Below are 22029 nucleotides of genomic sequence, written 5' to 3'. Positions count from 1 at the left end.
GTCGGCGACCTGTCAACCCTTAGATGCGGTGGCGATTACCACGAGTGGCATGACCAGTGGCATCTCCTCCGCAGCTGCGACAACCGGGGCATGATGGGGGTATGAAGACAGGCGAGCTCATCCGCGAACTGCGGAATGCCCGTGGCTGGTCACAGGCCCGCTTGGCGGATGAGCTGACCAAGGTGTCTGGGGCGAACATCACCCGCGAATACATCTCGCGACGATGGGAATCCGGCAAGTGCAAGCCATCCGCTTTCTGGCTTCGCCACCTGGTCACCGTCCTGGATGTGCCGCTAGCAGTGTGGGAGTCAGAGGTGAACCGTCGACAGTTGCTTGCCAGTGTGGCCGCGACAACCATCGCGCCCGTTGTTGCAAACGATTTACTCGCCGAAGGCTTCGCAGCGCGCCTTGCCGGCCGGGGCCCGAGTGTCGACTCGTGGGAGAACCGGCTGGTCGGCTATGGCGCCGACTACATGTCAATGGGAGCTGCGGAAATCCAACGCCGATTGGCCGTTGACCTGGCGGTTATCCAACAGCAGTGCGACCAGCCGAGAATGTGGGCCGCCGCCGCCAAGCTGATGACCCTCTACGCCAAGACTTTCCCTGGCAGCGACGGCACAAAGGCAGTGACCTGGTACCAGATGGCTACCGACGCCGCTGACGCGTCCGGTGACGTCACGACCAGAGTGTGGGTTCGGGGCCGGGCTGCTATCGCGTTGGGCTATGAAGGTGCGGCGCTGCCAGTGGCGGACCGCTTCGCCGACGAGGCGCTGGCGATCAGCGAACGCCCCAGCCTGGGCCGATTGAACGCGATTTACGGCAAGGCCCACACCGCAGCACTGCGTGGAGACGTCAGCACAGCCCGCGCCCTTGACCTGGAAGGTCGGCGCATGTTCGACCAGGCAGGCTCTGACGAGCAGACCTCCGACTACGCAGTGCCGTGGTGGCGACTCGGGGTATTCAGGTCGCTGCTAGCAGCGCGTCTAGGCGATGAGGCGAGTGCTGTTGACGCCCAAGACTCTTCGCGACGTGAACTCCCCGCCACGTTGCCACGGTTTGCCACTCACCTCGAGATGCACCGCGGCTTGATGCTTGTCCGCGCCGGGGACCGCGATGGCGGCATCGCCTATGCCCAGGCCGCGCTCGACGCTCTCCCGCCGGAAAAGCATTCGTTGACTTTGCGGATGCTGATGCAGGAGATCACCGCATAGAGGGCCCGCCCCTAATCAATATCCGGCTCTTGGCTGTCGTCCCATTCGCCGAAGTCGTACTGGCTCGTGGCGGGGTAGACAACCGCGGCGACTTCGCCGGTGGTCAGTCCGAGCTTGCGCGCGATCCGCTTCACCGGTGAGGGGTCGCTGTCGTCGATGGCGTTCCACTCTGCCCAGATGATCTCTTCGACCGGGGTCATGCCGGTGCCGTCGTTAGGGTGACGTCGAGGCCGAACTTACGAGCGAACTCGATGAGCTTGTCGAGGCGGAAGTAATCGGTGTGCTGGTTCCGCAGCCTCGACACCGTCGGGATGATCACGCCGGTCGCTTCGACGAGGTCGTTCTGGGTGCCGTCAAACGCCGCAATCTTGCTCGCGATCGCGGCGATGAGTTCCTCGCGCATCGGGAAGACGATGGAGCCATCGGGTGTCGACTTACGGCCCTGGGCTTTGGGATTGGTGCGCGTGGCCGGCACGCCAGCGACTGCCATCGACACGTTGATCCCGATCTTGGCGCACACCTCGATGAGGTTGTCCACGGTCCAGGACTTGACGTTGCCGCTGGCGATCGCCCACAGGCTGTTCTGGGGGACGCCGATCTGCTCGGCGATGAACGGCACGCCCTCGCCGGATCGCTCGATCGCATCGGCGATGGCCGCGGCCAGCTGCTGGCGGTCGTCGATCGTTTCGCGGGGCATGAGGCCGAGGTTAGCAGAACGCCGAGCGATCGCCCCATAGGCGGGGTCAAAGTCGCGCCGAGGCCGCCGTCGCGTGCTACCTTCACTCATACACCGCGTAAAACCCGGTCTATCGCGGTCTATGACCGTCCTCTTCGCCCGTAGGTTCCACGGGTGGGCCGCCTCACCGAGCGGTGCCGTCGCGGGTCAGAGCCGCATCTGCAACCGTACCCATACGCCGCCCTGCGGCTACTGGTACGGATCCGAGAGGTCTGCGTCCACCCCGATTAATTGAAGGAACGCCCGGCGGGGGACAGCGTGGTTGTTGTAGCGGCGCGACCTCGTATCCCGGCCGTTGGGCAAGCGAGTAATACCCGCAGCCCGTTCTTACCTGAGCAACCATACGCATGACCGTCTGACCGGCGGAAGCGCTTGCGCTCGGGGCGATCTCGTACTTTCGCGGTACGGGGTACTCCCAGCCGCTGCCCGCCGCACCCCGCCGTTCCCAGCGGGATCAGGGATTGAGAGCCAAATCAATTCCGTATTCAACGCTGCGAATTGAATGTCATATCAGCGCCTTTCACTGATAGGTCGAGCCAATCAACCAGCTACCGGTGCGCGACATCCAGTTACCCCCGACGGAGATAGATGATCTGGAATACACCGATTGAGCTGGGATAATTCGGATAATGGCATGGGGAACGGGTGGCACGCGGCAAGTCAGCGCCGAATTCCGCCGCAATAGACCGATCGCCTTGGCCCGTGATGAATTCCGGTGCCAGCTGCGGTGGCGCGGCTGCACCACCACCGCGGTCGAGGTCGATCACCGGCGCAACTTCTCGCGTGGGGGCACTGATGACCTGGGCAACCTCCAGGCTGTGTGCAGCTCCTGCCACAAACGCAAGACCGCGTCGGAATCAGCTGCGGCGCGCGCTAAATTGCGCCGCGATGCACGCCATCCCGACTCGCTGAGAAAACACCCTGGATATGTGTGAGGTCAAAATGAATGCGGATGACATCGTGACAATTGGCGAAGCAGTCGCCACCATCGCTGGCGCTGTGCTCAAGATCCTCCCGATCCTGGTGGCACTCCTGGGATGATCTTGCACATCCACGTGGCCTGGATACCGTGGATGTGCATCGGCCCGCCGCTTTCGGGCGCGCGGGCTTCCATGGGGTGTAGCTCAATCCGGTAGAGCAACGGTCTCCAAAGCCGTGCGTCGCAGGTTCAAATCCTGTCGCCCCAGCTCCATTTATGCCCGGCAGGGGCGCGTCTGCCAGCCCGAGTGTGAAAACGGGTCAAATCAACGCGTAGTCACTTTCGATCATGAATTCAATTGCCCGACATGGGCACACGAATTTCCGATCGAGAAATACACCCGACATGGGAGACAACTGAATATGGCTGGACGCAGAAGCGGCCCGCCTCCGAAAAATCCCGAAGACAGGGCGCGGCGCAATGCCGACCCGTTGACCGGTGCGGATGGCTGGACCGAAATCGACCCGACGCCGCACGACGGCGAAATCCCTGAGATCCCCGACTGGATCACCGTGGGCGCGATCGGGCGCGCCGTCTACGCCGAGCTGGCCGCGCTCCCCCAGGCCCGCCTCTACGGCATGGGCACGTGGGTGCAGCTGTGGATGACGTTGCCGCTGGTCGAGCGCTATTTGTCGCGCCCCGGCAGCGAGAACTACAAGGCGATTACGTCCACGCTCGGTGCGGCGCTGCGCCTGACCGAAGACGACCTCCAGCGTGCCCGCGTGCGCATCAAGCCGGTCATCGACGAGCTGGACGACGAAGTCGAAACCACCAGCTCGCCGGTGGTCGACTTCGCCGAGGAACGCCGCGCCCGCCTGCTCAAGCCCGCGTAACCGCCTGTGCCACACGACATCATCACCCATCCCGACCACGATCGGGAACGGTCGTTGGGCTGGCTGGCGACCGCGTGGCTCGAATACATGGCCGTGCACGGTCCCGGCGATCTCGGTGGCGAGCCGATCGGGCAGATCATCGACGAGTACGTCGGGTTCCTGGTCGATACCTACGCCCTCGAGGAGAGCGGTCGGCGCATCTATGATCACGTCTTCTTGAGCCGCCCGAAGGGCTGCGCGAAGTCTGAGATCGCTGCGTTCATCGGCCTTTTCGAGGCACTCGGCCCGTGCCGGTTCGCTGGATATGCCCGCGGTGGCGAGGTCTTCACCGACGAGTGGGGCATCGGCTTCCGCTACGTCTACCGGCCCGGCGAACCCATGGGCCAGAGACTCAAGACGCCCTACATCCGTTGCGTGGCAACCGAAGAGGGCCAGGCAGGGCTGATCTACGACACGATTCACCTCAACGTCAGCGAGGGTCCGCTGCGGCATGCACTGCCGCGCCGCGACGACGCCGGCCTGACCCGGATCCTGATTCCTGGTGGCGGCGAGATCATTCCGTCGACGTCGAGCGCCGCATCCAAGGACGGCGGCAAGGACACCTTGGTCCTGTTCGACGAGACACATCTGTACAACAAAGCCGAACTGCGCGCGACGTACCGGACTCTCACCCGCAACCTGCGTAAACGTCGCCGCACCGCGCAGACCTTCGCAGTCGAGACAACCACGATGTACGCGCCCGGCGAGGACAGCATCGCCGAACAGACCTACAAGCTGATCCAGGACGTGCTCCAGGGCAAGCTCAAGACCCACCCGAGGCAGCTTTTCGACCACAGATTCGGCGCCATCACGCCGGAGGAACTCGACGACGAGGACAAGGTCCGCGCCGCGTTGGTCGATGCCTACGGCGACTGCACCTGGAATGACATCGACGGCTACGTCGAAGCCATCGCGGACCCTCGCAACGATGTGACCAGCTCGTTCAGGTACTGGTTCAATTCCCCGACCAGCGCCGAAAATGCCTGGCTGGCAGCGTATGAGTGGGATGGCATCGGTCCGGAGTACCACGACTCCGAGCCGCTGTCGCCCGGCGATTCGATCGTGCTCGGCTTCGACGGCAGCCGACGACGACGACGCGGTGTCACCGACGCGACCGCGCTGATCGCCTGCCGCCTCACGGATGGACTGATCTCTCCGATCAAGATCTGGGAACAACCACCTGGCGTGCACGCCGACGGTTGGGAAGTGCCCGAGCACGACGTCAATGCCACGATCGCCGGAGCGTTCAAGACCTATCGGGTGCTCGGGATGTTCGCCGACCCCGCCAGGTGGGAGGCGAACGTCGCGGCCTGGGAAGCCAGGTACGGGGCCCGATTGAAGCTGAAATCTACTGCGGCGCACCCGATTGAGTGGTGGATGACCGGCGATCGCGGATACAAGACCGTGCAGGCCCTGCGCGAGTTCGTCGACGCCGTTCTCGACCGCAAGCTGCGCCACGACGGTGACCTGACGCTGCGCGCCCACGTGCTCAATGCCAGGCGGTTCGAGACGACCAAGGGCGTGCAGATCCGCAAGGAAAATCCGGACTCTCCGAACAAGATCGACGCCGCGGTGGCCTCGGTACTGGCGTGGCAGGCCTACCTGGATGCGGTGTCGAAGGGCTTGGCGGTCAAGCCGCGCAAGCGGATCGTGCGCCGACTGCGATAGATGACGAGGACAACTGAATATGGCTGAACAGCAACCGACTCAGCAGCCGCCGGAGTGGTGGTTCGAGTTCCTGATGAAGCGCTTCGACGAGGACCTCGAACGGGAACCTCGGTCACAAACCGCGAACTCCCCGGCTACCCGACGTGAACGGCTCGACCTGTTGTGGAGCTACTACCTGGGCGACCCGCCACTGCCGAGCATCAATGAGCGGTATCGGGAGACGTTCCGGGAGATGCTGCGCAAGGCCCGCCCGAACTACGCAATTATGTCGATTGACTCGATGTGTGATCGTTCGGTGCTGCGCGGGATCTACACCGCGGCCGATGCCGATCTCGACGGCGACGATCTGGCCCGTCAGGTGCAGGAGATCTCCGGGTTCGCCGCGCTACAGCGCGACATGCAGACCTGGCTGTACACCCTCGGCGAGGCCTACGCGATGGTCGTTCCGCCGGTGCAGGGCGCGCCGGAGGGTTCGGTGCCGATGCTGCTCGCTGAGGATCCGCGGTTCTGTGTCGGCGAGCCTGACCCGCTGAACCCTCGCCGGTTGATCGCGTTCATCAAGGTCTTCGCTGATCGGATCGCGAACTGCCAGAAGGCGATTCTATTTCTGCCCGGCACACGGATCGAATGGGTCCGCGAGGAAGGGCAGTTCGATCCGGAGTTCAACCTCAAGCAGTGGACGGCGGGCCCGTCGACGGCGATGCCGGGGTTGGAGATGTTGGGCGGGATCCCGGTGGTGCGGTTCACCAACAAGATGGGACTCGGTGAGTTCGAGCCGCATATCGACCTGCTCGACCGGATCACCGACGGCATCTTGCATCGGATGGTCATCACCGCCTACCAGTCGTTTAGGCAGAGGGCTATCAAGGGCGATGTCGACGGTGGCGCGGACTTCTCTGATGGCGACACCGAGTCGCTCATCCGGCCGCTGGATGACGCCACGATCGCCGACGTTTTCGCCAATGACCCGGGCGTTCTCTGGGCGGTGCCGGAGGGGGTCGATTTCTGGGAGAGCCAGTCGACGGACCTCACGCCCCTGCTCGTCGCCACCCGCGACGACGTCAAGGAATTTGGGGTCTGCACGAGAATCCCGATGCACATGCTCACCCCCGACGGCGTCAATCAATCCGCGGAGGGTGCGACGACGATGCGCGAGGGGCTGATCGACAAGATCAGCGACCGGCAGGCCCGCCAGGAACCGCAATGGATCCTGTTGTGGCAGATGGCTTTCACCCTCGCGGGGAAGGCGAACTCCGTCACCGGGATCCGGTTGCAGTGGGGCAAGCCCGAGCGCACCAGCCTGAACTCCCGGGCGGATGCGGCGCAGAAGACGCGCGGGATCCTCTCGCGCAAGCGCCAGATCGTCGAGCTGCTCGAGATGGATCCGGTGATTGCGAAGCTCTCGGAGTCCGAGCTGCTCGAGGAGGCGATGGCCACCGAACAGAACAGCGGCGGCCTAGGCGGAATCACCGGTGCCGCGGCGGCCGTAGCTCCTGCGGCCGAGTCGAGTTCGGCGGCGGCCGGTGACGAGCTGCTGGCGGCCTGATGGTGATCGACATGCTGGCCAAGATCCTGTTGGCAAGGGCAGCTCGGCGTCAGTTGTTGCTGCTCAACGCCCAGGATCGAGTCCACGCGATGTTCCGTATGACCGACCCCGCTGACGGGCGCTCGGTCAACGAGTTCGCGGGCGCGGCTGCTGAGGTGTCGGCGGCGGCGCAGCGGCGCGCGGTGTCGCTGACGTTGGCCGCCCAGCGCCGCTATCTCGACGAGATGGGCACCGACATCAAGGATTTCGTCACCGAGGTCCCTGACGAGGTCAGGATGTTCGCCCGGGATCGCGAGTACCGGTATGCCACGGCCCGCAAGGTCAAAGCCGCCGGGGTAGTCACTGACCGGTTGCCAGTCGAGGAAGTCTTCAACCGGCCGGCGCGGATGTATCGGCGGCTTCTCGCTGAGGGCCGTGACCCTGGTGATGCTCTGGACGTGGCCGCTAATCGTGTGAAAATGGAGCTGGCCACCAATATTTCGCTGGCTGAGCGCGAAGCAGAATCGCAGGTCCTGGCACATGCTGGGATCGTCGATCTGGACGTGATCGGCTGGCGGCGGGTGGTTCGCCCGGAGCTGTCTGTGGGCGGAACGTGCGGGCTGTGTCTGGCTGCGTCGGACCGGAAGTATCACACCGGTGATCTGAAACCGATCCATGCGGGCTGCAAGTGCGAGGTCATGCCCATCAAGGCCGACGCCGACCCTGGCCGTCGTCTCAATGACGAGGACCTGGGCAAGCTCTACGACGACGCCGGCGGCACCGCCGGTCGACTGCTCAAGCGCACCCGCTACCGGGTCGACGAGCACGGCGAACTCCAGGCCGTGTTGGTGCCCGATCGCCGCGGCGAAGCCGTACCGCGCTACCGGGATCCATCGTCGACACCGCTGGTAGACCTGGACCAGAGCACCGAGGCGTTCGCTGCACGTCAGCTGCCGCTGATGCGGCAGATGCTCACCAAGTCCCGCTCCGAAGGACTCGGCGAGGACCACCCGAAGGTGGTGTGGCAGACCGCGCAGGTCGCGCGGTACGAGCGCCTGCTGTCCGTGAACTGATTCTTGCCCGACATGGGCTCCACCAAAATCCACTACCCGACAAGGGATCACAACTAAATATGCCTGCTGAGACGACTGCTGCCGCCACCGAGACCAACCCGGAAGGCGGCGATCCGGCCGTCATCGCCGAGACCTCCGAGACGACCGACAACGAACGCGTCGTCAACGACAACGGTTTCCCCGATGCCACTCCACTGGCCGAGATGAGCGTTGCCGAGCAGGCCGCTTACTGGAAGCACAAGGCCCGCCAGCACGAAGGCCGCGCGAAAGCCAAGAACACCGGCGGCCTCAGCGCTGAGGAGGCGCAGGCACTGCGCGATGAGATCGAGCAGTTGCGCACCGCCGCGATGAGCGACACCGAGCGCGCCCAGTCCGAAGCGATCACCTCGGCGACCGAGCAGGCGCGGGTCGAAGCCCGCAACGAGCTTCTGCCGCTTCTGCACGAGGCACAGGTCAGGGGCTATGCGAGCACGGTGATTTCGGGCGAGCGACTCGACGGCTGGGTCGATTCGGTCTCAGTCGACAAGTTCCTCGATGCCGAGGGCGGCGTCGACGGCGCGAAGGTCGTCGCACATCTGACCGCCCTATTCGGCGAGCCCGAGAAGTCTCCGGCCGCGCCGACCTCCACCTACCCCAATGTCGGGCAGGCCTCCTCGGGTGCGGGCTTCACCAAGGCGCCCGCGTTTCAGGCCGGTCTGGCCGAGGCCGCGCGCCGCTTCGGCGCCAAGGCCGAGAAGTAACCCAGGAAAGAGCACCTGATGAGCAATATCGCGATCCGTAAGACCGGCGTTTTCTACGGCGACAGCCGCACATTCGCGCTCGGCGACATCTCCGGCCAGCCCGGCCGTCTCTCGATCACCCTCGACATGACCAAGTTCGTCGCCGCGACCCATGCGCCGAAGGGCTATCTCCCGTCCGGCCTGATCCTGGGCAAGGTCACCGCCAGCGGCCTGTTCGGCATCCACGATTCGACCGCCAACGACGGCCGCGAGGTCGCTGCTGGGTTCCTCTGGGACGCCTTCGCACCGACCGACTGGGCAGGCAAGGAAGCCGCGCCGCTGTGGGTGGGTCCGGGTCTGGTCAAGGAGAACAAGCTGCCCCCGGCTTCCGGTGTGGGCACCAAGGCGAAGACAGACCTCGGCGCGTGGTTCAAGTTCGTCTGACGAACTGAATTTTCCAGCGCCACAACAACATACATAACTGAATAGCGGAGAGGCCTGTCATGGCTCTTGTTTTCGATGCGGCGGTCCACCCCGATGCCGCGACGGCGTTCGCGCGGGAGATCCCGAACCCGTCCGACCACATTCTGAATGCGTATCTGCCTGACCAGCTGGTGCAGGAACAGACGATCCGACTGCTGAACTCGACGCGAGTCAACCGCACCGCGCAGTTCCGAAGCTTCGATGGTTCGATCCCGCAGCTTGAGCGAGACTACGTGGAGACGCGCGAGGTCGACCTGCTGCCGATCTCCATCGCGGGCATGAAGGGCGAGCTTGAGCGGCTCCAGCTCGAGCGTGCGCGCCAGAACGGTGGCTCGCTGTCGGCGATCACCCAGGCGATCTACAACGACATCGAGATCGCGGTCAGGAGCATCCGAAATCGCATCGAGCTGGCACGCGGTGAGCTTTTGTCCACCGGCAAGATCCAGCTGACCGGCGAAAACGGTCTGACACTGACCGCGGACTTCGAGGTGCCCGTCGATCACTTCGTCACCGCGGGCACCGTGTGGTCCCAGACCGCTACGGCCACCGTGGTCGGCGATCTGTCGACCTGGACTGAAAAGTACATCGCCGACAACGGCTTCGCGCCGGCGGGCATGATCATCAGTCGCAAGACCGCATCGTTCCTCCAGCGCAACGCCGAGTTCCGGGCCTACACCTCGGCACTGGCGGGTGGCCCGGCGATCGTGTCGAAGTCGGTGGTCAACAACGTCTTGGACGACTTCAATCTTCCGCCGATCAGCGCGGTCTACGACACCAGCGTGAATGTCGGTGGTGTCGACACTCGTGTGATTCCGGAGAACAAGATCATCTTTGTCCCTCCGGCTGGTCGCCTGGGTGCGGTGAAGTGGGGCGTGACCGCTACTGCCCTGGAGCTGGTCGGTGCCGCGCAGTCCGACATGACTTTCCAGGATGCGCCGGGCTTGACCGGTGTGGTGGTCAAGTCGGGTCCTCCGTTCAAGGAGACCACGGTGGTCGACGGCCTGGTGCTGCCGGTCCTCGAGGATCCCAAGTCGCTGATGGTCGCGACCGTATTCTGATCGGGAGTTCCTGTGGCACAACTGAATACGTTCGTCGCTGTCCGTAACCCGGACAGCGGAATTGATCATTGGTTCGGTCCCGGCGTGGATCTGCCGGAGTGGGCGATCGCCAAGATCACCAACCCTGCGGCCTACGCCGTGGGCGGACCGGTGGATGTGGAACCGACCCGGGAACCGGCCGTCGAGCCGATCACCGAGGCGGAACCTGCGGAACCGGCCGAGAAGCCGGTGCGGCGCACCCGCAAGGCGGCGGGGGCCTGATCGGTGGGTGTGTTCGCTGGTCGTGATGACCTGATCGCTCGATTCGAGGGTGAGCTGACCGATCGTCAGCTCACCTTCGGCGAGGCGAAGATCGTCGACGCCGAAGCGCTGCTGATGAGTCTCGTGCCATCCCTGGCCGCCGGACCGTCTGGCGTGTCGGAGTTGGTGCGCGCCAATGCTGTTCGCGCTGTGTGCGCGGCGGTGCTGCGGGTAATCCGCAATCCTGCCGGTGTCAGCTATGAGGTCATCGGGTCCTACACCACTCGCTACGGCGACGGTGCGGCCCGCGGTGACCTGCATTTCACCGACGACGAGCTGGCCGCAGTGCGCACTCGTCCGCGCCGGGTCGGTGTGATCGGCCTGTCTGGTCCGAGGTGGGTGTCGTGAGCTACGCCTACGGGGCAACCATCACCATCCTGCGTCGACCGTCACGTGACAGGTTCGGTGACACCTCCTACGTCGCCCATCACGACATCGAAGGGGTCGCCATCGACGACACCGGCAGCGGCGAACCCAACCCGAACGGCGCACCGACACTGGACCGACCGATGGCACGATACGACTCAATCGTGTTCTGCCCCACCGGATCTGACGTGTTGGCCTCCGACATCGCCGAGCTTCCCGACGGGCTGCAATATCACGTTGTCGGTCGACCGGAACGCCCCCGCCATCCCCGCACCGGTACCACCCCCGGTGTGATCGTGCGACTTCGCCGGATCGAGGGCTGATGGCCAAGAAAGATCCGACGCCGCAGATCGAATGGTACGAGACGCGCAAGACCCCGACCGGATGGCCGGTTAATCCCGCCATCGACGGCGTCTTGCACTCGCCGAAGTACGGCAAGATCCTGCGCTCGATCGCCCAGGAAGCCAAGGCGCTGTTCGAGCAGCGTGCACGTCGGCGCACCGGACGCTACGCCGGGTCCGGCAAAGTCCACCGAGATCTGTTGCGTACCAGCAATTCCGATCCTGGTCGCTGGGCCGGGGTGCTCACCATCCGCGCGCCCTACTCCGCGGCGGTCGAGTTCGGGCAGGTCAACCTCGCTCGCGACAACGAACGCAACCGCGGCCGGCGCAGAGTTCTGCCCGGCTCGATGCCAGACCGTTGGGCTGGTGATCACACCCTCGGCGGCGACAACCGCCGGATCCGGTCAGTGGTCGCCGACATCGAACGCCGGCACGGGCGGACACGATGAGCGAGGCCGAATTCCCCGACGCCGAGCTGGTCGCGATGGACCTGCTCGACGATCTCGGTTGGTGCTGCACCGCACTGCCCGACCCCGAACAGTGGCCGAGCCTGGCGCCGATCATCGCGGTCAATCGCACCGGCGGCGGCGTCGATGCCTCCGGGATCACCGACCGGGCACTGGTCGCGGTCGTGGTTGTCGATTCGACCAGGCCACGAGCCTGGACGACCGCCCGCGCGGTACGCAAACGGATCCTCAACGCCGGATGCACCGAGGTCAACGGGGTTCTCATCGACACCACCGACGAGGAGACCGGCACCGCGCAAGACCCAAACCTGGCCAGCGACAACCGATTCGTCGAGCTGACCTTCTGGATGAGCTTCCGCGCCCAGTGATCTGCAAACGCTGCGGCCGAGACCGCACCCCCGACCAGTTCCACCGCAACACCACTCGCGCCCGCGGCCTGGATACCCAATGCCGCGACTGCGCCGCAGAGCGAAAACTGCTGCGCCGCTATGGCATCGGGCACCGCGACTACCAGCGGATGCTCACCGATCAGGGTGGGCGGTGCGCGATCTGCGAGCACGTGCCCGAACCGGGCGAGGTGCTGGCAGTGGATCACTCCCACCGCGACGGCCGGGTAAGGGCCCTGCTGTGTCGCAGCTGCAACGTCGGCATCGGCCAGCTGCGAGATGACCCCGAACTCCTACTCCGAGCAGCGGCCTACCTGCACTCCCACGCCGCGGCCTGAACAACACCACAACTGAATAGAGGAGCCGAAGATGGCTGATTTCTCCGCGCTGCGCGATCTCAAGCAGTCGCTGATCCGCAAGCCGCTCGCCGGTGCGGTCCTGCTGGCACCGCTGTCGACCGATGTGCCGGAAAAGTTCACCGACACCGCCGGTGCGCTGATCGACCTCAAGACCGCCGGGTTCGAGTCGCTGGGCCACATCTCCAAGGAAGGCGCGCCGACTTTTACGCCGGAGACCGAGACCAGCGAGGTCGAGGCGTGGGGTCTTCTGGAGTCGGCCCGCACTGACATCGTGAGCCGCAATACCACGATCAAGTGGAAGGGCCAGGAAACTCACAAGAAGAATTTGGAGTTGTACCACGGCCGCGATCTGTCGGCGGTCAAGTTCGATTCCGCCAGCGGTGAGACGGAGTTCACCGACCCGACCGACCCGTCGATCACTTACCACCGCGCGGTGTTCCTGTCTGTGGACGGTGCGGGTGCCAACGCGATCTACATCATCAAGTTCGCGCCCAAGCTGGTGGTGACCGAGGTCGATGAGCAGGGCTGGTCGCAGGAGAACGCCGTCGAGTACGGCATCACCGCCCGCGCCAAGATCGACGAAGCCGAGGGCTATGCCCTCAAGACGATCTTCGCCGGTCCGGGCTGGAAGGCCCTGGCCCTCAAGGCAGGTTTCGTCGCTTCGACCCCGTAGTCGCTGGACGGGATCTGACCGGGCCGCCGCTGGTGTGACGCTCCACCACCGGCGGCGGCCCTTCGCATTTTCATTCTCGGAGCGCCCGACTTACCAGGAGTCCCCATGCCTTTCACCCCTGTCACGATGGTGTCCCCCGCCGGCGTCGAGGTCCGTGTGGCCACCGCTGTTGAGGCCAATAATCTTGCATGCTCGGGATACCGGACGAAGATTGAACCCAAGCCCGCCGCCTCCATCGAGGCCGCTGCGGCAGTTCAACCGGCCGCTGAGTCCGTAGAGGACCGCAAGCCCGCCAAGCCCGTGCGCGTACCCGCAGTCAAGTAGTCGCGCGCGAAACAGCTTCACCCACAACTGAATATCGAATCGGGAGTTCCCATACCCATGGCCGCCACCAAGCGTGCACGCAAGTCCCCCGCCACCGAATCGCGCTGGTCCCAGCTGGTTCGCGAGGCCAAGAAGGACCTTCCCGTCCACGAGCCCTACGTCTTCGACGCGGTCGACCCGCCGCTGCTGATCGACGCTCCCGACGGTCTGGAGCGCTCGCTGGCGCTGGCCCGACTGCTCGAGGCCAGCGAGGATTCGGCCATCGAGAACCTGATTCCGATGCTCGAGGCCCTCGTCGGTGAGGGTGCGTTCGCTCTCGTGTGGAGCGCGCTGCGCAACGAACCGATCGAGGTCGCCCTGGCGCTGATCGACGACATCGGCGAGCACTTCAACGGCAAGGCCGATGAAGGCGCGGAGGAATTCCCGGGGGGCGAGCAGGCCTCGTAGCGCTACTGGAGCGCCACTACGAGGCCGTCGAGTGGGACCTGCACGCCTATTGGGCGGTGGACTTGCTCGATTTCTTCCGGGGGGAGTTGCCCTGGGCCAAGTTGGCCCGATTTCTGCGGCAGCTCCCTCCGGGCTCGCGGTATCAGGCCGCGATCGACGCCGACTTCGACATCGCCGAATACACCTACGCCCGCCAGCAACTCGACGCTGACGGCGACGGCCGCGATGAAGGCGAATCAGGGCCGCAGGTCAGTACCTCTGCTGGCTATGACCTTTCGGTTCAGACGCTGATGACGATCGCCGACCTGATCCAGCAGCTCCAAGCAACCCTCGTCGCGGTCAATCTGCCCGAGGGCAAAGCCCCACCCAAACCGCGGTTCCTGCCCCGACCGGTGACCGCGCTCGACGTCGTGCGTGCCCGTCATGCCGTCGACGAAGAGGTCGACCAGGTCGGAGACGCGCTGAGCGCATTCGGATTCTGATCCCCAACCCCGCCGCGAGGACCCCATGAGCAACGTCGCTGGCCACATCAAGATCACGGTGTCGCCCGACCTTCGCCGCTTCCGCAAGGAAGTCCAGGAGGAGGCCTCGCGTCTTGGTGCCGACAAACGAACCCTGGTCGAGCTGTACCCCGAGGTCGACAAAGCTCGTGCCGAGCGCGCCGGACAGGAGATGGGGTCCGCGGTCGAAAAGGGCCGTGCCCGTGCAGCTGCGGCGGCCCGCAAGAAGGCTCTGTCGGAGGGCAAGGCGACCTCGGTCCGCCACGCGCAGGGCACCGCCAACGAGGTCGCCCGTGTAGAGAAGGTCGCCGCGGCCAAGCTCAAGGCTCAGCGCGACCGGGCCGATCAGGCGATGGCGGCGCGTCGGCGTTCGCGCCAGGACTCCACCGAGGCACGGGAGAAGACCCACCAGGAAACTCTGCGCCGGATCACCGAGAAGAGTCGGGCGCGGATCGACCAAATCGAGACCGAGGGCGTGGCGAGGGCGCTGGCTCGGCTCGATCGACTCGAAGTCGACGCCCAGGACCGCGCACGGCGTGAGACCGAGCGCAACGACGCTCGCCTGCGCGAGGCCGCGCGGCGCACTGCGGCCGAACTCAGGCTCGACCGTGCCACCGCTACCGAGCGGGCGCGCCTCGACGAGGCCGAGTCCCGGCGCACCAGGAAGACGCCCCAGCCGTGGCGGCACACCGACCGCGCGCAGGATGTGCTGCGCCGCACCGACGTCAACAACGGTGTGGCCCGCAAGCTCGGCGATGACTGGGCGCGGATCTCGAACAACGTCGACAAGGCCGGGCAGTCGCTGCGGCGGCTGTATCAGGACCTCGGCGACGCCAACCGACGCCACGACCAGAACCTCGACGCCCTTGCCGCCGCGATCGCCGACCCCAACGGCAACGGCCGCACCCGCAACCGGCTCGGCAACCGTGCACAGGGCTCGTCTGATCAGCTCGACGCGTTGCACACCGCGATCGCGCGGGCCAAGGGTGTGATCGACAGCCGCCACGCCGAGATGAAGCGTGCGCGTGAACTGTTCGCGATCGCCAACTCCAACTTCGACTCCACCTACATGTCCGAGCTGCGTGAGCGTGCCAACAACATGGCCCGCTCACGCGCCGGCCAGACACAGTACGCCGAGTTCCCGGCCGTCGAGCGTTCGCAGGCCATGATCGCCAAGCTGGCCGAACGGTCCGGCGTGGCGCGCCGTGTGCTGCCCGGCGACCAAGAGGCCATGGCGAAGCTGACCAAGGCCGCGGTGGAACAGGATCGCGCCGAAGCTGCCTACCAGCAGGTTCTTTCGCGCCGCGACGGCATCTACACCAAGCTCACCGAGAGCGCGATCGAGCTGGAGCATGCGCGTCTGAGGGAGGCTGACACCTCCGAGATCGACGCGCTCAATGACTCCTACACCCGCCTGTACCAAACTCACCAGTCCCTTGAGCGGCAGGAACGGGTCGCTGCGATCCGAATGAGTTCGGCCCGAGAGCGTTTCGTGGGTGCCGAGCGAAACATCGGCAACCGCACCGGAGTGAGCCGGGTCGTGCGTGCGTTCGAACGGGTGGACCTGCACGTCGGCGACAACATCCGCGAGGTGATGTCGCGGGTGATCCTGCTGGGGCGCGCGCTGGCCTCGATCACCCAGATCGCCACCACGGTCACCATGGCCATGGCCGCACTCGGCGCCGTGCGCCTGGTGCCGTTGATCTCCTCGGCATCGCAGGCGCTGACCGTCTTCGCTGCCCTGCCAGCGGTATTGGCTGGTGCCGCAACCGGTATCGCGTCGCTGGTGACCGGCATGGGCGGGATCGGTGCGGCGATCAAGGCAGCCAGTCAGGCTGGGGACCAGTCCGATGAGGACCGGACTGCCTCACGTCGCCGGGCCCGCGACGCCGAGCAGTCCTACGAGCGTGCCCGCGAATCCGCCGACCGCACCTACGCCTCGGGTCAGCGCCAGATCGCCTCGGCCGAGAAGTCGGTGCAGTCGGCCCTCAAGTCCAGCCAGACCGCCCAGGAAAACCTGACCAAGGCACGCCAGTCGGCGATCGAGAAGATCCGCGGCCTCGGCGACGCCCTACGTGGCAGCGCGCTGGATGAACGCTCGGCGGTACTGGCACAAAAGCGGGCACGGCAGAACATGTCGGACCTGCTCAAGACCGGTAACGGCGTCACCGCGCTCGATATCGAAGAAGCCCAGCTGGCCATCGACCAGGCGGACTACAACCTTGACACCACCCGCAAGCAGAACCGTGACAATCACGACGACGCTGCAGCGACCCGGGCAAAGGGGGTCGAAGGTTCCGACGAGGTCGTCGCGGCCAAGGAGGCGTTGGCTGAGGCCCAGTCGCGGGTCGAGGAAGCTCGATCGAACGTCACCGACACGATCGCCTCGGTCGCCCAAGCCAACTCCGACGCACAGCGTTCGATCGCCGACTCCTGGGAGCGGATGACCGACGCCTGGACCGACCTCCAGTCCAGCACCAAGGACGACAAGCTCGCCAAGGCGATGGCCAAGCTCTCGCCGAACGCGCAGAAGCTGGTCAACGACATCCTGTCGATCAAGCCCGCGTGGCAGGAAGTGAAGTGGGCCGCCCAGGACGCGCTGACCAACGGTGCCGGCGCGGCGGTCCGCAACTTCACCACCGCGCAACTGCCGAACATGAAGGCCGGGTTCTCCGCGATCAACGCCGAGATCGGGCGCGGATTCCGTGACTCGTTGTCGGTGCTGTCGAGCGGCAAGTCCCAGGCCGACTACAACAAGTTCCTCACCAACACGCGCAACGGCTTTCGTGGACTGGCCGATGCCGCTGCACCGCTGACCCGCACGTTCGTCGACCTGGCGACCGCGGGTTCCTCCGTGCTACCCCAGCTCGGTGACGCGCTGGCCGCTGCCTCGGCCCGTTGGTCGGAAAAGATCTCGCTCAAGCGCGAGACCGGCGAGCTGAACCAGTCGATCAACAACGGCATCGAGAAGATGGGTCAGCTCGGCCAGATCATCTCCAACACTTTCGGCGGGATCTCCGGGGTCTTCAAAGCCATGCGCGGCGAAGGCGATTCGATGATCGAGCGGATGACGGTGGCCACCGCCAAGTTCGAAGCGTGGGCCAAGTCCGCAGCGGGTGCGAGCAAGATCCAGGCCGTCTTCGCCAAGATCAACTCCGTTGCCACCCAGCTGAGCAACATCATCTCCTCGCTGGGTTCGGCGGTCGTCGACGTGCTGGGCCCGGTGTCGGAGAACTTCGGCATCACCCTGAGCGTGGTCGAGACTCTCGCCGAGAGCCTGGCCAGCATCGTCGGCGCGCTGATGTCGTTCGGGCCGACCGCTGCCCTGATCGAAGGCGTGGCCACCGCATTCGTGGCCATGTATGCGCTGCGGTCGCTGTCGGGCATGTTCGACAACATCCGCAACGCGGCATCCACCGCCTACCGCGGCATGGCCACCGAAGCGACCCGGGCACAGTCCAGGCTCGCCGGTCCGATGAACGCGCTGTCGCGCAACATGCCGTTCGTCCTGACCAACCCGGTCGTGGCCGCGCGTGAGCAGTTCACCAACCTCCGTGACACTGCCACCGCCCGCCTGACCGAGATCCGCCAGGCCGCCGTCGACCGTTTCCCGGGCGTGGCCTCGGCCGCATCCTCGGCGATGGACCGGGTCCAGTCGGTCGCCAACACAACCCGCGATCGGGTCTCGACGGTGTTCTCGCGGATCAGAGACGCCGCCTCTGGCCGTCTGCCTGGGACGCGCCTGGCAGCTGAAACCGCGTTCAACGGAATACAGCGCGCGGCCAGCACCACCTACAGCTCCATCTCCCGCGGAGCCAACGTCATGGCCAATGCCATGGGCGGCTGGTTCAACGTCGCCATGATCGCAGCGGTGCTGGCGATCACCGCCATCACCAAGAAGGCCGACGAATTCAAGGCCGCGTGGCAGTCGCACCAGAAGGCGATCACCGACTGGAAGACCACCGGCTTCGAGTTCTCCTTCGACCTGACCAAGGCGCTGAACAACAGCAACGGTTTCGTCGACGACAACGTCCGCGGCCTCATGCGTCAGCGTGCCCAGGACGTGATGGACGAGTGGAAAAAGGCGATCGAGGACCAGAAGAACTCTTCGCAGTTCGGTGAGGCCGTCGAGACGTTCCGCTTCTACAACCCTGCCACGTGGTTCGACTGGACCCAGAAGCTGGACGCGCCGAAGAACTTCCAGATCGACCAGACCGGTGATGCCGCGACCGCGGCGATGGACAAGCTCAAGGCGCTCAAGATCTCCACCGGGGAACTGACGTCGGCGCTCACCGGCGGCGCGGCGGAATGGGACAAGTTCAAGGCCAAGCTGCTCGACGGCACCGAGGGCGGGCGGATCGCTGCCGAGCAGTACCAGAAGCTGCGCGACAACTTCACCCAGACCCAGAACTCGGCGTCCAAGCTCGTCGATGCCCTCGCTGATGTGCGCGCGGGTTATCTCGATGCGGCCGATGCTGCCGACAAGCTGACCTCGGCGATGAACCGGCAGACCCAGAACCGGCTCACCGTCGCCGAAGCCAAGGCCCAGGCCACCCAGACCCTGACCAGCTTCAACGGCTTCACCACCGGTGAGTCCACCGGGTCGGTCAACGTCGACGGCAAGGTCGACGTCAACAGCCAGGCCGGCGCGGCTTTCCACGAGCAGCTCTACAGCCTGGCCCAGGCCTACAACAGCGTCGCCGGCGCGGTCTATGCCACGACATACGAGCAGACCAAGAGCGACGAAGCCGCGCGCGCGGCGGTGGTGCAGGCCACTGCGAATATCACCGATGCCGCGCGGGCGAAGGCGGGCCAGTACTTCTCGGGCGCGGACTTGGACAACGTGCTCGGCGAGTACGGCATCGCGCCCGACAGCTTCACCCGCGCTCAGGCACCCCGCACCCAGTCACCGGGCCAGGTGGTACCTGGACCGACCGCGCCGGTCACCGCGGCACCAGCGACCGTCCCCGCCGACAGCAGCGCACCCACCAAAGCGATCCCCGGTGTCCTCGGCATGATGCTTCCCGGAGCGCCGAGTGTCGCTGCACCCGCAGCCGCCGCACCAGCACCCGCCGCTGCGGCAACCTCCTCGGCCGCGGTGACGGTGCCGGACTACACCGGTGCGATCAAGGCCTACGACGACTACGCCAAGGCTGTCGAGGCCGGGTACAGGGATCGGATTGTGCCGTCCTTCGACGGCGCGCTGGACAAGGCGACCAAGCTCAGCACCGCGCTGGTCGACGGGATCGGTGCAGCCAAGCCGAAACTCGATGAGTTCGTCGCCGCGATCACCAACCTGCATGCGGTGTTCAAGGCCGACATCACCGAAGGCGCATTGGTCGAGTGGGCCAAGCTGCGCCCAGCCATGGACGCGGACCTTGTGGTGCTGGTCGACTACGGTCTTCCCAACTTGGTGCGTGGTCTCGACGAGCTGAACGCCAAGTTCAAGTCCGTTGCGACGGATTCGACCGCCTCGTTCGCCGGGATCAAGAAGGCCGTCGCGGAGCCGATCAACTGGCTGATCACCAACGTCTTCAACACCGCGCTCAAGAACGCCTGGAACGAGGTCCGCAAGACGCTGCCGTCGTTGCCGGAGTGGACCGCGGTGATCCCCACCATCTCCGGGTATCACCGTGGTGGCATCATCCCGGGCTACCAGCCGGGCGTGGACGACCGGATCGTCGCCGTCGGGCGCGGCGAAGCCATCATGCGCCCAGAGTTTGTGCGCGCCTTCGGATCTGACTGGGTTCACCAGATGAACGCCGCCGCGCGCAGCGGCGGCGTGTCGGCGGTGCAGCGGATTCAGGGTGCGTACGCAGGCGGCGGCATCGTCGACTCGATGGAATCGGCGGTCAAGGAACGCTGGCCGAGCATGCAGCTCACCAGCGGGCTGCGGTTCACCGACAACGGCTACCACAGCACCGGCCAAGCCGCGGACTTCTCCGACGGCAGCGACTCGACACCGACCATGCGCCAGCTGGCCGCCTGGTTTGCGTCGAACTTCCAGTCGAGCACCCTCGAGCTGATCCACTCCCCGTTCAACCACAATTTGAAGAACGGGCGGGACGTCGGCGACGGCATGGGCTTCTACGGGCCCGCCACCATGGCCGAGCACCGCAACCACGTTCATGTGGCTTTGGCGAAGGCCTTGGGCGACATGTCGAATGTGGTCATGCCCGCCCTGGGCGGGAACATGTTCGGCGCGGCGGGCGCTCGGGTGCAGGAGCTGTTGACCGGGCCGATGGCCGCGCTGGCCAAGCAGGTCCCTACTGGCGCGAGCAATCTGGAGAAGCTGCCGAGGGCGATCTTCGACGCGGTCACCGGTGCTGCCACCGCGGCGGCCGGTTCGTCGGTGGATGCCGGGAATGTGGCCTTCGACATCAGTGCGGGCGCGGCCCAGTGGCGCGACAACGTCATCGCTGCGCTGCTGCGCGAGGGGTTTGAGGCGAACGAGCGCAACATCAACCTGACCCTGGCCCAGATCCAGTCCGAGTCCGGCGGCGATCCGAACATCGTCCAGCAAGTCCAGGATGTGAACAGCGGCGGCAACGAGGGTGTCGGGCTGTTGCAGGTGATCCCTGGTACTTTCGCTCGCTGGCGCAACCCCGCCCTGCCCAACGACCGCACCGACCCTGACGCCAACATCAGTGCGGCGCTGCGCTATTACCGGGCGAAGTGGGGCGAAGACCTCGGCGCGATGTGGGGCCAGGCCCACGGCTACGACCAGGGTGGCTGGCTTGAGCACGGGTCGATTGGCTACAACCTCAGCGGGAAGCCGGAGCCTGTCTTCACCAACGACCAGTGGGTGACGATGAGCGGTCTGCTCAAGTCGCTGTCGAAGCTGGCGCCGGGGATGACCGCGCTCACCGCGCCGTCCGGGCCTGCGCAGTTCGTCGAGCAGTTCACCAAGGTTGTCGAGGCGGTGGTGAGCCGGATCAAGTCGCTGACCGCCAAGGAATCCGGCAGCGGTGAGAGCGATTCGACTACCGCCGGGGCCGACAGCTCAACTTCGGGAACCGATACGACAGATTCCGGGGACACTGCCGCCACCGACGGCAGTGGCACCGGCACCGATACCTCGTCGTTGACCGACGGCAGTACCGAGACCGGCGATCTTAGCGCGGTCGAGGGCGGCGACACCCAGCCCAAGGACACCACCGAGACCGACCCGTATCTGACTGCGGCGATGGAGATCCGCAAGCCGGAGTACTACGCCAACAAGTGGAAAGACATCCCGTCAAACTTCGCTGAGACGACGTGGAATCAGTTCACCTCCGACCTCGGGATCACCGGTGAGGGCACCTTGTCGCAGCTGGTGAAGCTGCACAAGAACGAGGACAAGAACATCGGCGTCGAGTACATCCAGAAAAAGGCGACCGAGGCGTTCACCGGGGCGCAGAAAACAGTCGAACAGCACGTGCACTACCACGTGACAAACATCGACGAAGCGCTGCGCAAAAACGCTATCCGTCAGCGGCAGGATGCCTCCGGCTTCATGCGCTGACCTGCGAAAACAACTGAACAACAACTGAATAGAGGACC

The 22029-nt window shown here is 65.3% G+C and carries 21 protein-coding genes and 1 tRNA gene; 20 read left to right on the top strand and 2 right to left on the bottom strand.

All coding sequences use genetic code 11. The features are described from left to right. The first annotated feature begins 101 nt into the window (after positions 1–101). Positions 102–1211: a helix-turn-helix domain-containing protein gene (locus ACWZHB_RS01040; RefSeq protein WP_427906061.1), complete on the top strand. Its 1110-nt coding sequence runs from the start codon at positions 102–104 to the stop codon at positions 1209–1211. Between the two features lie 11 nt (positions 1212–1222). Here the strand turns inward: ACWZHB_RS01040 and ACWZHB_RS01035 are convergent, their stop codons facing one another. Together ACWZHB_RS01035 and ACWZHB_RS01030 are read right to left on the bottom strand one after the other, a co-directional pair. After that, positions 1223–1411 carry a hypothetical protein gene (locus ACWZHB_RS01035; RefSeq protein ID WP_427906060.1) on the bottom strand — a complete coding sequence of 63 codons (189 nt, stop codon included), beginning with the start codon at positions 1409–1411 and terminating at the stop codon, positions 1223–1225. Further along, entirely contained in the window at positions 1408–1908 is a 501-nt protein-coding gene (locus ACWZHB_RS01030; protein WP_427906059.1) for an XRE family transcriptional regulator, read from the bottom strand. Before ACWZHB_RS01030 ends, ACWZHB_RS01035 begins: the two co-directional genes overlap by 4 nt. Positions 1909–2576: 668 nt before the next feature. On the opposite strand from ACWZHB_RS01030, the gene ACWZHB_RS01025 reads away from it, so the two are divergent. The 19 genes from ACWZHB_RS01025 (at position 2577) to ACWZHB_RS00935 (ending at position 21991) form a co-directional block, all read left to right on the top strand. After that, a complete protein-coding gene (locus ACWZHB_RS01025) occupies positions 2577–2882 on the top strand; it encodes an HNH endonuclease (RefSeq protein ID WP_427906058.1) in 306 nt (101 codons plus the stop codon). 178 nt (positions 2883–3060) lie between these two features. Beyond that, positions 3061–3134 (top strand) — tRNA-Trp (locus tag ACWZHB_RS01020). A gap of 154 nt (positions 3135–3288) precedes the next feature. Further along, positions 3289–3759, top strand: coding sequence for a phage terminase small subunit (locus ACWZHB_RS01015; RefSeq protein WP_427906057.1), 471 nt, complete (start codon positions 3289–3291; stop codon positions 3757–3759). Positions 3760–3765: 6 nt separating this feature from the next. Then, the gene (locus ACWZHB_RS01010) at positions 3766–5466 is read left to right on the top strand and encodes a hypothetical protein (protein ID WP_427906056.1); all 1701 of its coding nucleotides are present in this window, start codon (positions 3766–3768) and stop codon (positions 5464–5466) included. A 19-nt stretch (positions 5467–5485) separates the two neighbouring features. Then, positions 5486–7012 carry a phage portal protein gene (locus tag ACWZHB_RS01005; protein WP_427906055.1) on the top strand — a complete coding sequence of 509 codons (1527 nt, stop codon included), beginning with the start codon at positions 5486–5488 and terminating at the stop codon, positions 7010–7012. Next, entirely contained in the window at positions 7012–8064 is a 1053-nt protein-coding gene (locus ACWZHB_RS01000; RefSeq protein WP_427906054.1) for a hypothetical protein, read from the top strand. The genes ACWZHB_RS01005 and ACWZHB_RS01000 overlap by 1 nt, the downstream gene beginning before the upstream one ends. A 59-nt stretch (positions 8065–8123) precedes the next feature. Next, on the top strand, positions 8124–8804 hold the full coding sequence (locus ACWZHB_RS00995) for a hypothetical protein (protein WP_427906053.1): 681 nt from the start codon (positions 8124–8126) through the stop codon (positions 8802–8804). A gap of 18 nt (positions 8805–8822) precedes the next feature. Beyond that, the gene (locus ACWZHB_RS00990; RefSeq protein WP_427906052.1) at positions 8823–9227 is read left to right on the top strand and encodes a head decoration protein; all 405 of its coding nucleotides are present in this window, start codon (positions 8823–8825) and stop codon (positions 9225–9227) included. 59 nt (positions 9228–9286) lie between these two features. Further along, positions 9287–10324, top strand: coding sequence for a major capsid protein (locus ACWZHB_RS00985; protein ID WP_427906051.1), 1038 nt, complete (start codon positions 9287–9289; stop codon positions 10322–10324). A gap of 12 nt (positions 10325–10336) precedes the next feature. Then, on the top strand, positions 10337–10585 hold the full coding sequence (locus ACWZHB_RS00980) for a hypothetical protein (protein ID WP_427906050.1): 249 nt from the start codon (positions 10337–10339) through the stop codon (positions 10583–10585). 3 nt (positions 10586–10588) lie between these two features. Beyond that, the gene (locus tag ACWZHB_RS00975) at positions 10589–10972 is read left to right on the top strand and encodes a hypothetical protein (protein ID WP_427906049.1); all 384 of its coding nucleotides are present in this window, start codon (positions 10589–10591) and stop codon (positions 10970–10972) included. Beyond that, a complete protein-coding gene (locus tag ACWZHB_RS00970) occupies positions 10969–11313 on the top strand; it encodes a hypothetical protein (RefSeq protein WP_427906048.1) in 345 nt (114 codons plus the stop codon). The genes ACWZHB_RS00975 and ACWZHB_RS00970 overlap by 4 nt, the downstream gene beginning before the upstream one ends. Then, a complete protein-coding gene (locus tag ACWZHB_RS00965) occupies positions 11313–11780 on the top strand; it encodes a hypothetical protein (RefSeq protein ID WP_427906047.1) in 468 nt (155 codons plus the stop codon). The genes ACWZHB_RS00970 and ACWZHB_RS00965 overlap by 1 nt, the downstream gene beginning before the upstream one ends. Next, a complete protein-coding gene (locus ACWZHB_RS00960; RefSeq protein ID WP_427906046.1) occupies positions 11777–12166 on the top strand; it encodes a phage tail termination protein in 390 nt (129 codons plus the stop codon). Before ACWZHB_RS00965 ends, ACWZHB_RS00960 begins: the two co-directional genes overlap by 4 nt. Beyond that, complete coding sequence (locus ACWZHB_RS00955) at positions 12163–12522, top strand: endonuclease VII domain-containing protein (RefSeq protein ID WP_427906045.1); 360 nt, start codon at positions 12163–12165, stop codon at positions 12520–12522. The genes ACWZHB_RS00960 and ACWZHB_RS00955 overlap by 4 nt, the downstream gene beginning before the upstream one ends. Positions 12523–12553: 31 nt before the next feature. Beyond that, positions 12554–13216 carry a phage tail tube protein gene (locus ACWZHB_RS00950; protein WP_427906044.1) on the top strand — a complete coding sequence of 221 codons (663 nt, stop codon included), beginning with the start codon at positions 12554–12556 and terminating at the stop codon, positions 13214–13216. A gap of 381 nt (positions 13217–13597) precedes the next feature. Beyond that, complete coding sequence (locus tag ACWZHB_RS00945) at positions 13598–13987, top strand: hypothetical protein (protein ID WP_427906043.1); 390 nt, start codon at positions 13598–13600, stop codon at positions 13985–13987. Between the two features lie 56 nt (positions 13988–14043). Further along, positions 14044–14469, top strand: a complete 426-nt coding sequence (locus ACWZHB_RS00940; RefSeq protein ID WP_427906042.1) for a hypothetical protein — start codon at positions 14044–14046, stop codon at positions 14467–14469. 25 nt (positions 14470–14494) lie between these two features. Then, positions 14495–21991, top strand: coding sequence for a transglycosylase SLT domain-containing protein (locus ACWZHB_RS00935; RefSeq protein ID WP_427906041.1), 7497 nt, complete (start codon positions 14495–14497; stop codon positions 21989–21991). The last annotated feature ends 38 nt before the right edge of the window (positions 21992–22029 follow it).

Source organism: Nocardia sp. FBN12 (genome assembly GCF_054031145.1).
Note: the sequence above shows the minus strand (reverse complement) of the source record. Positions and strands in the feature narration are given on the sequence as shown.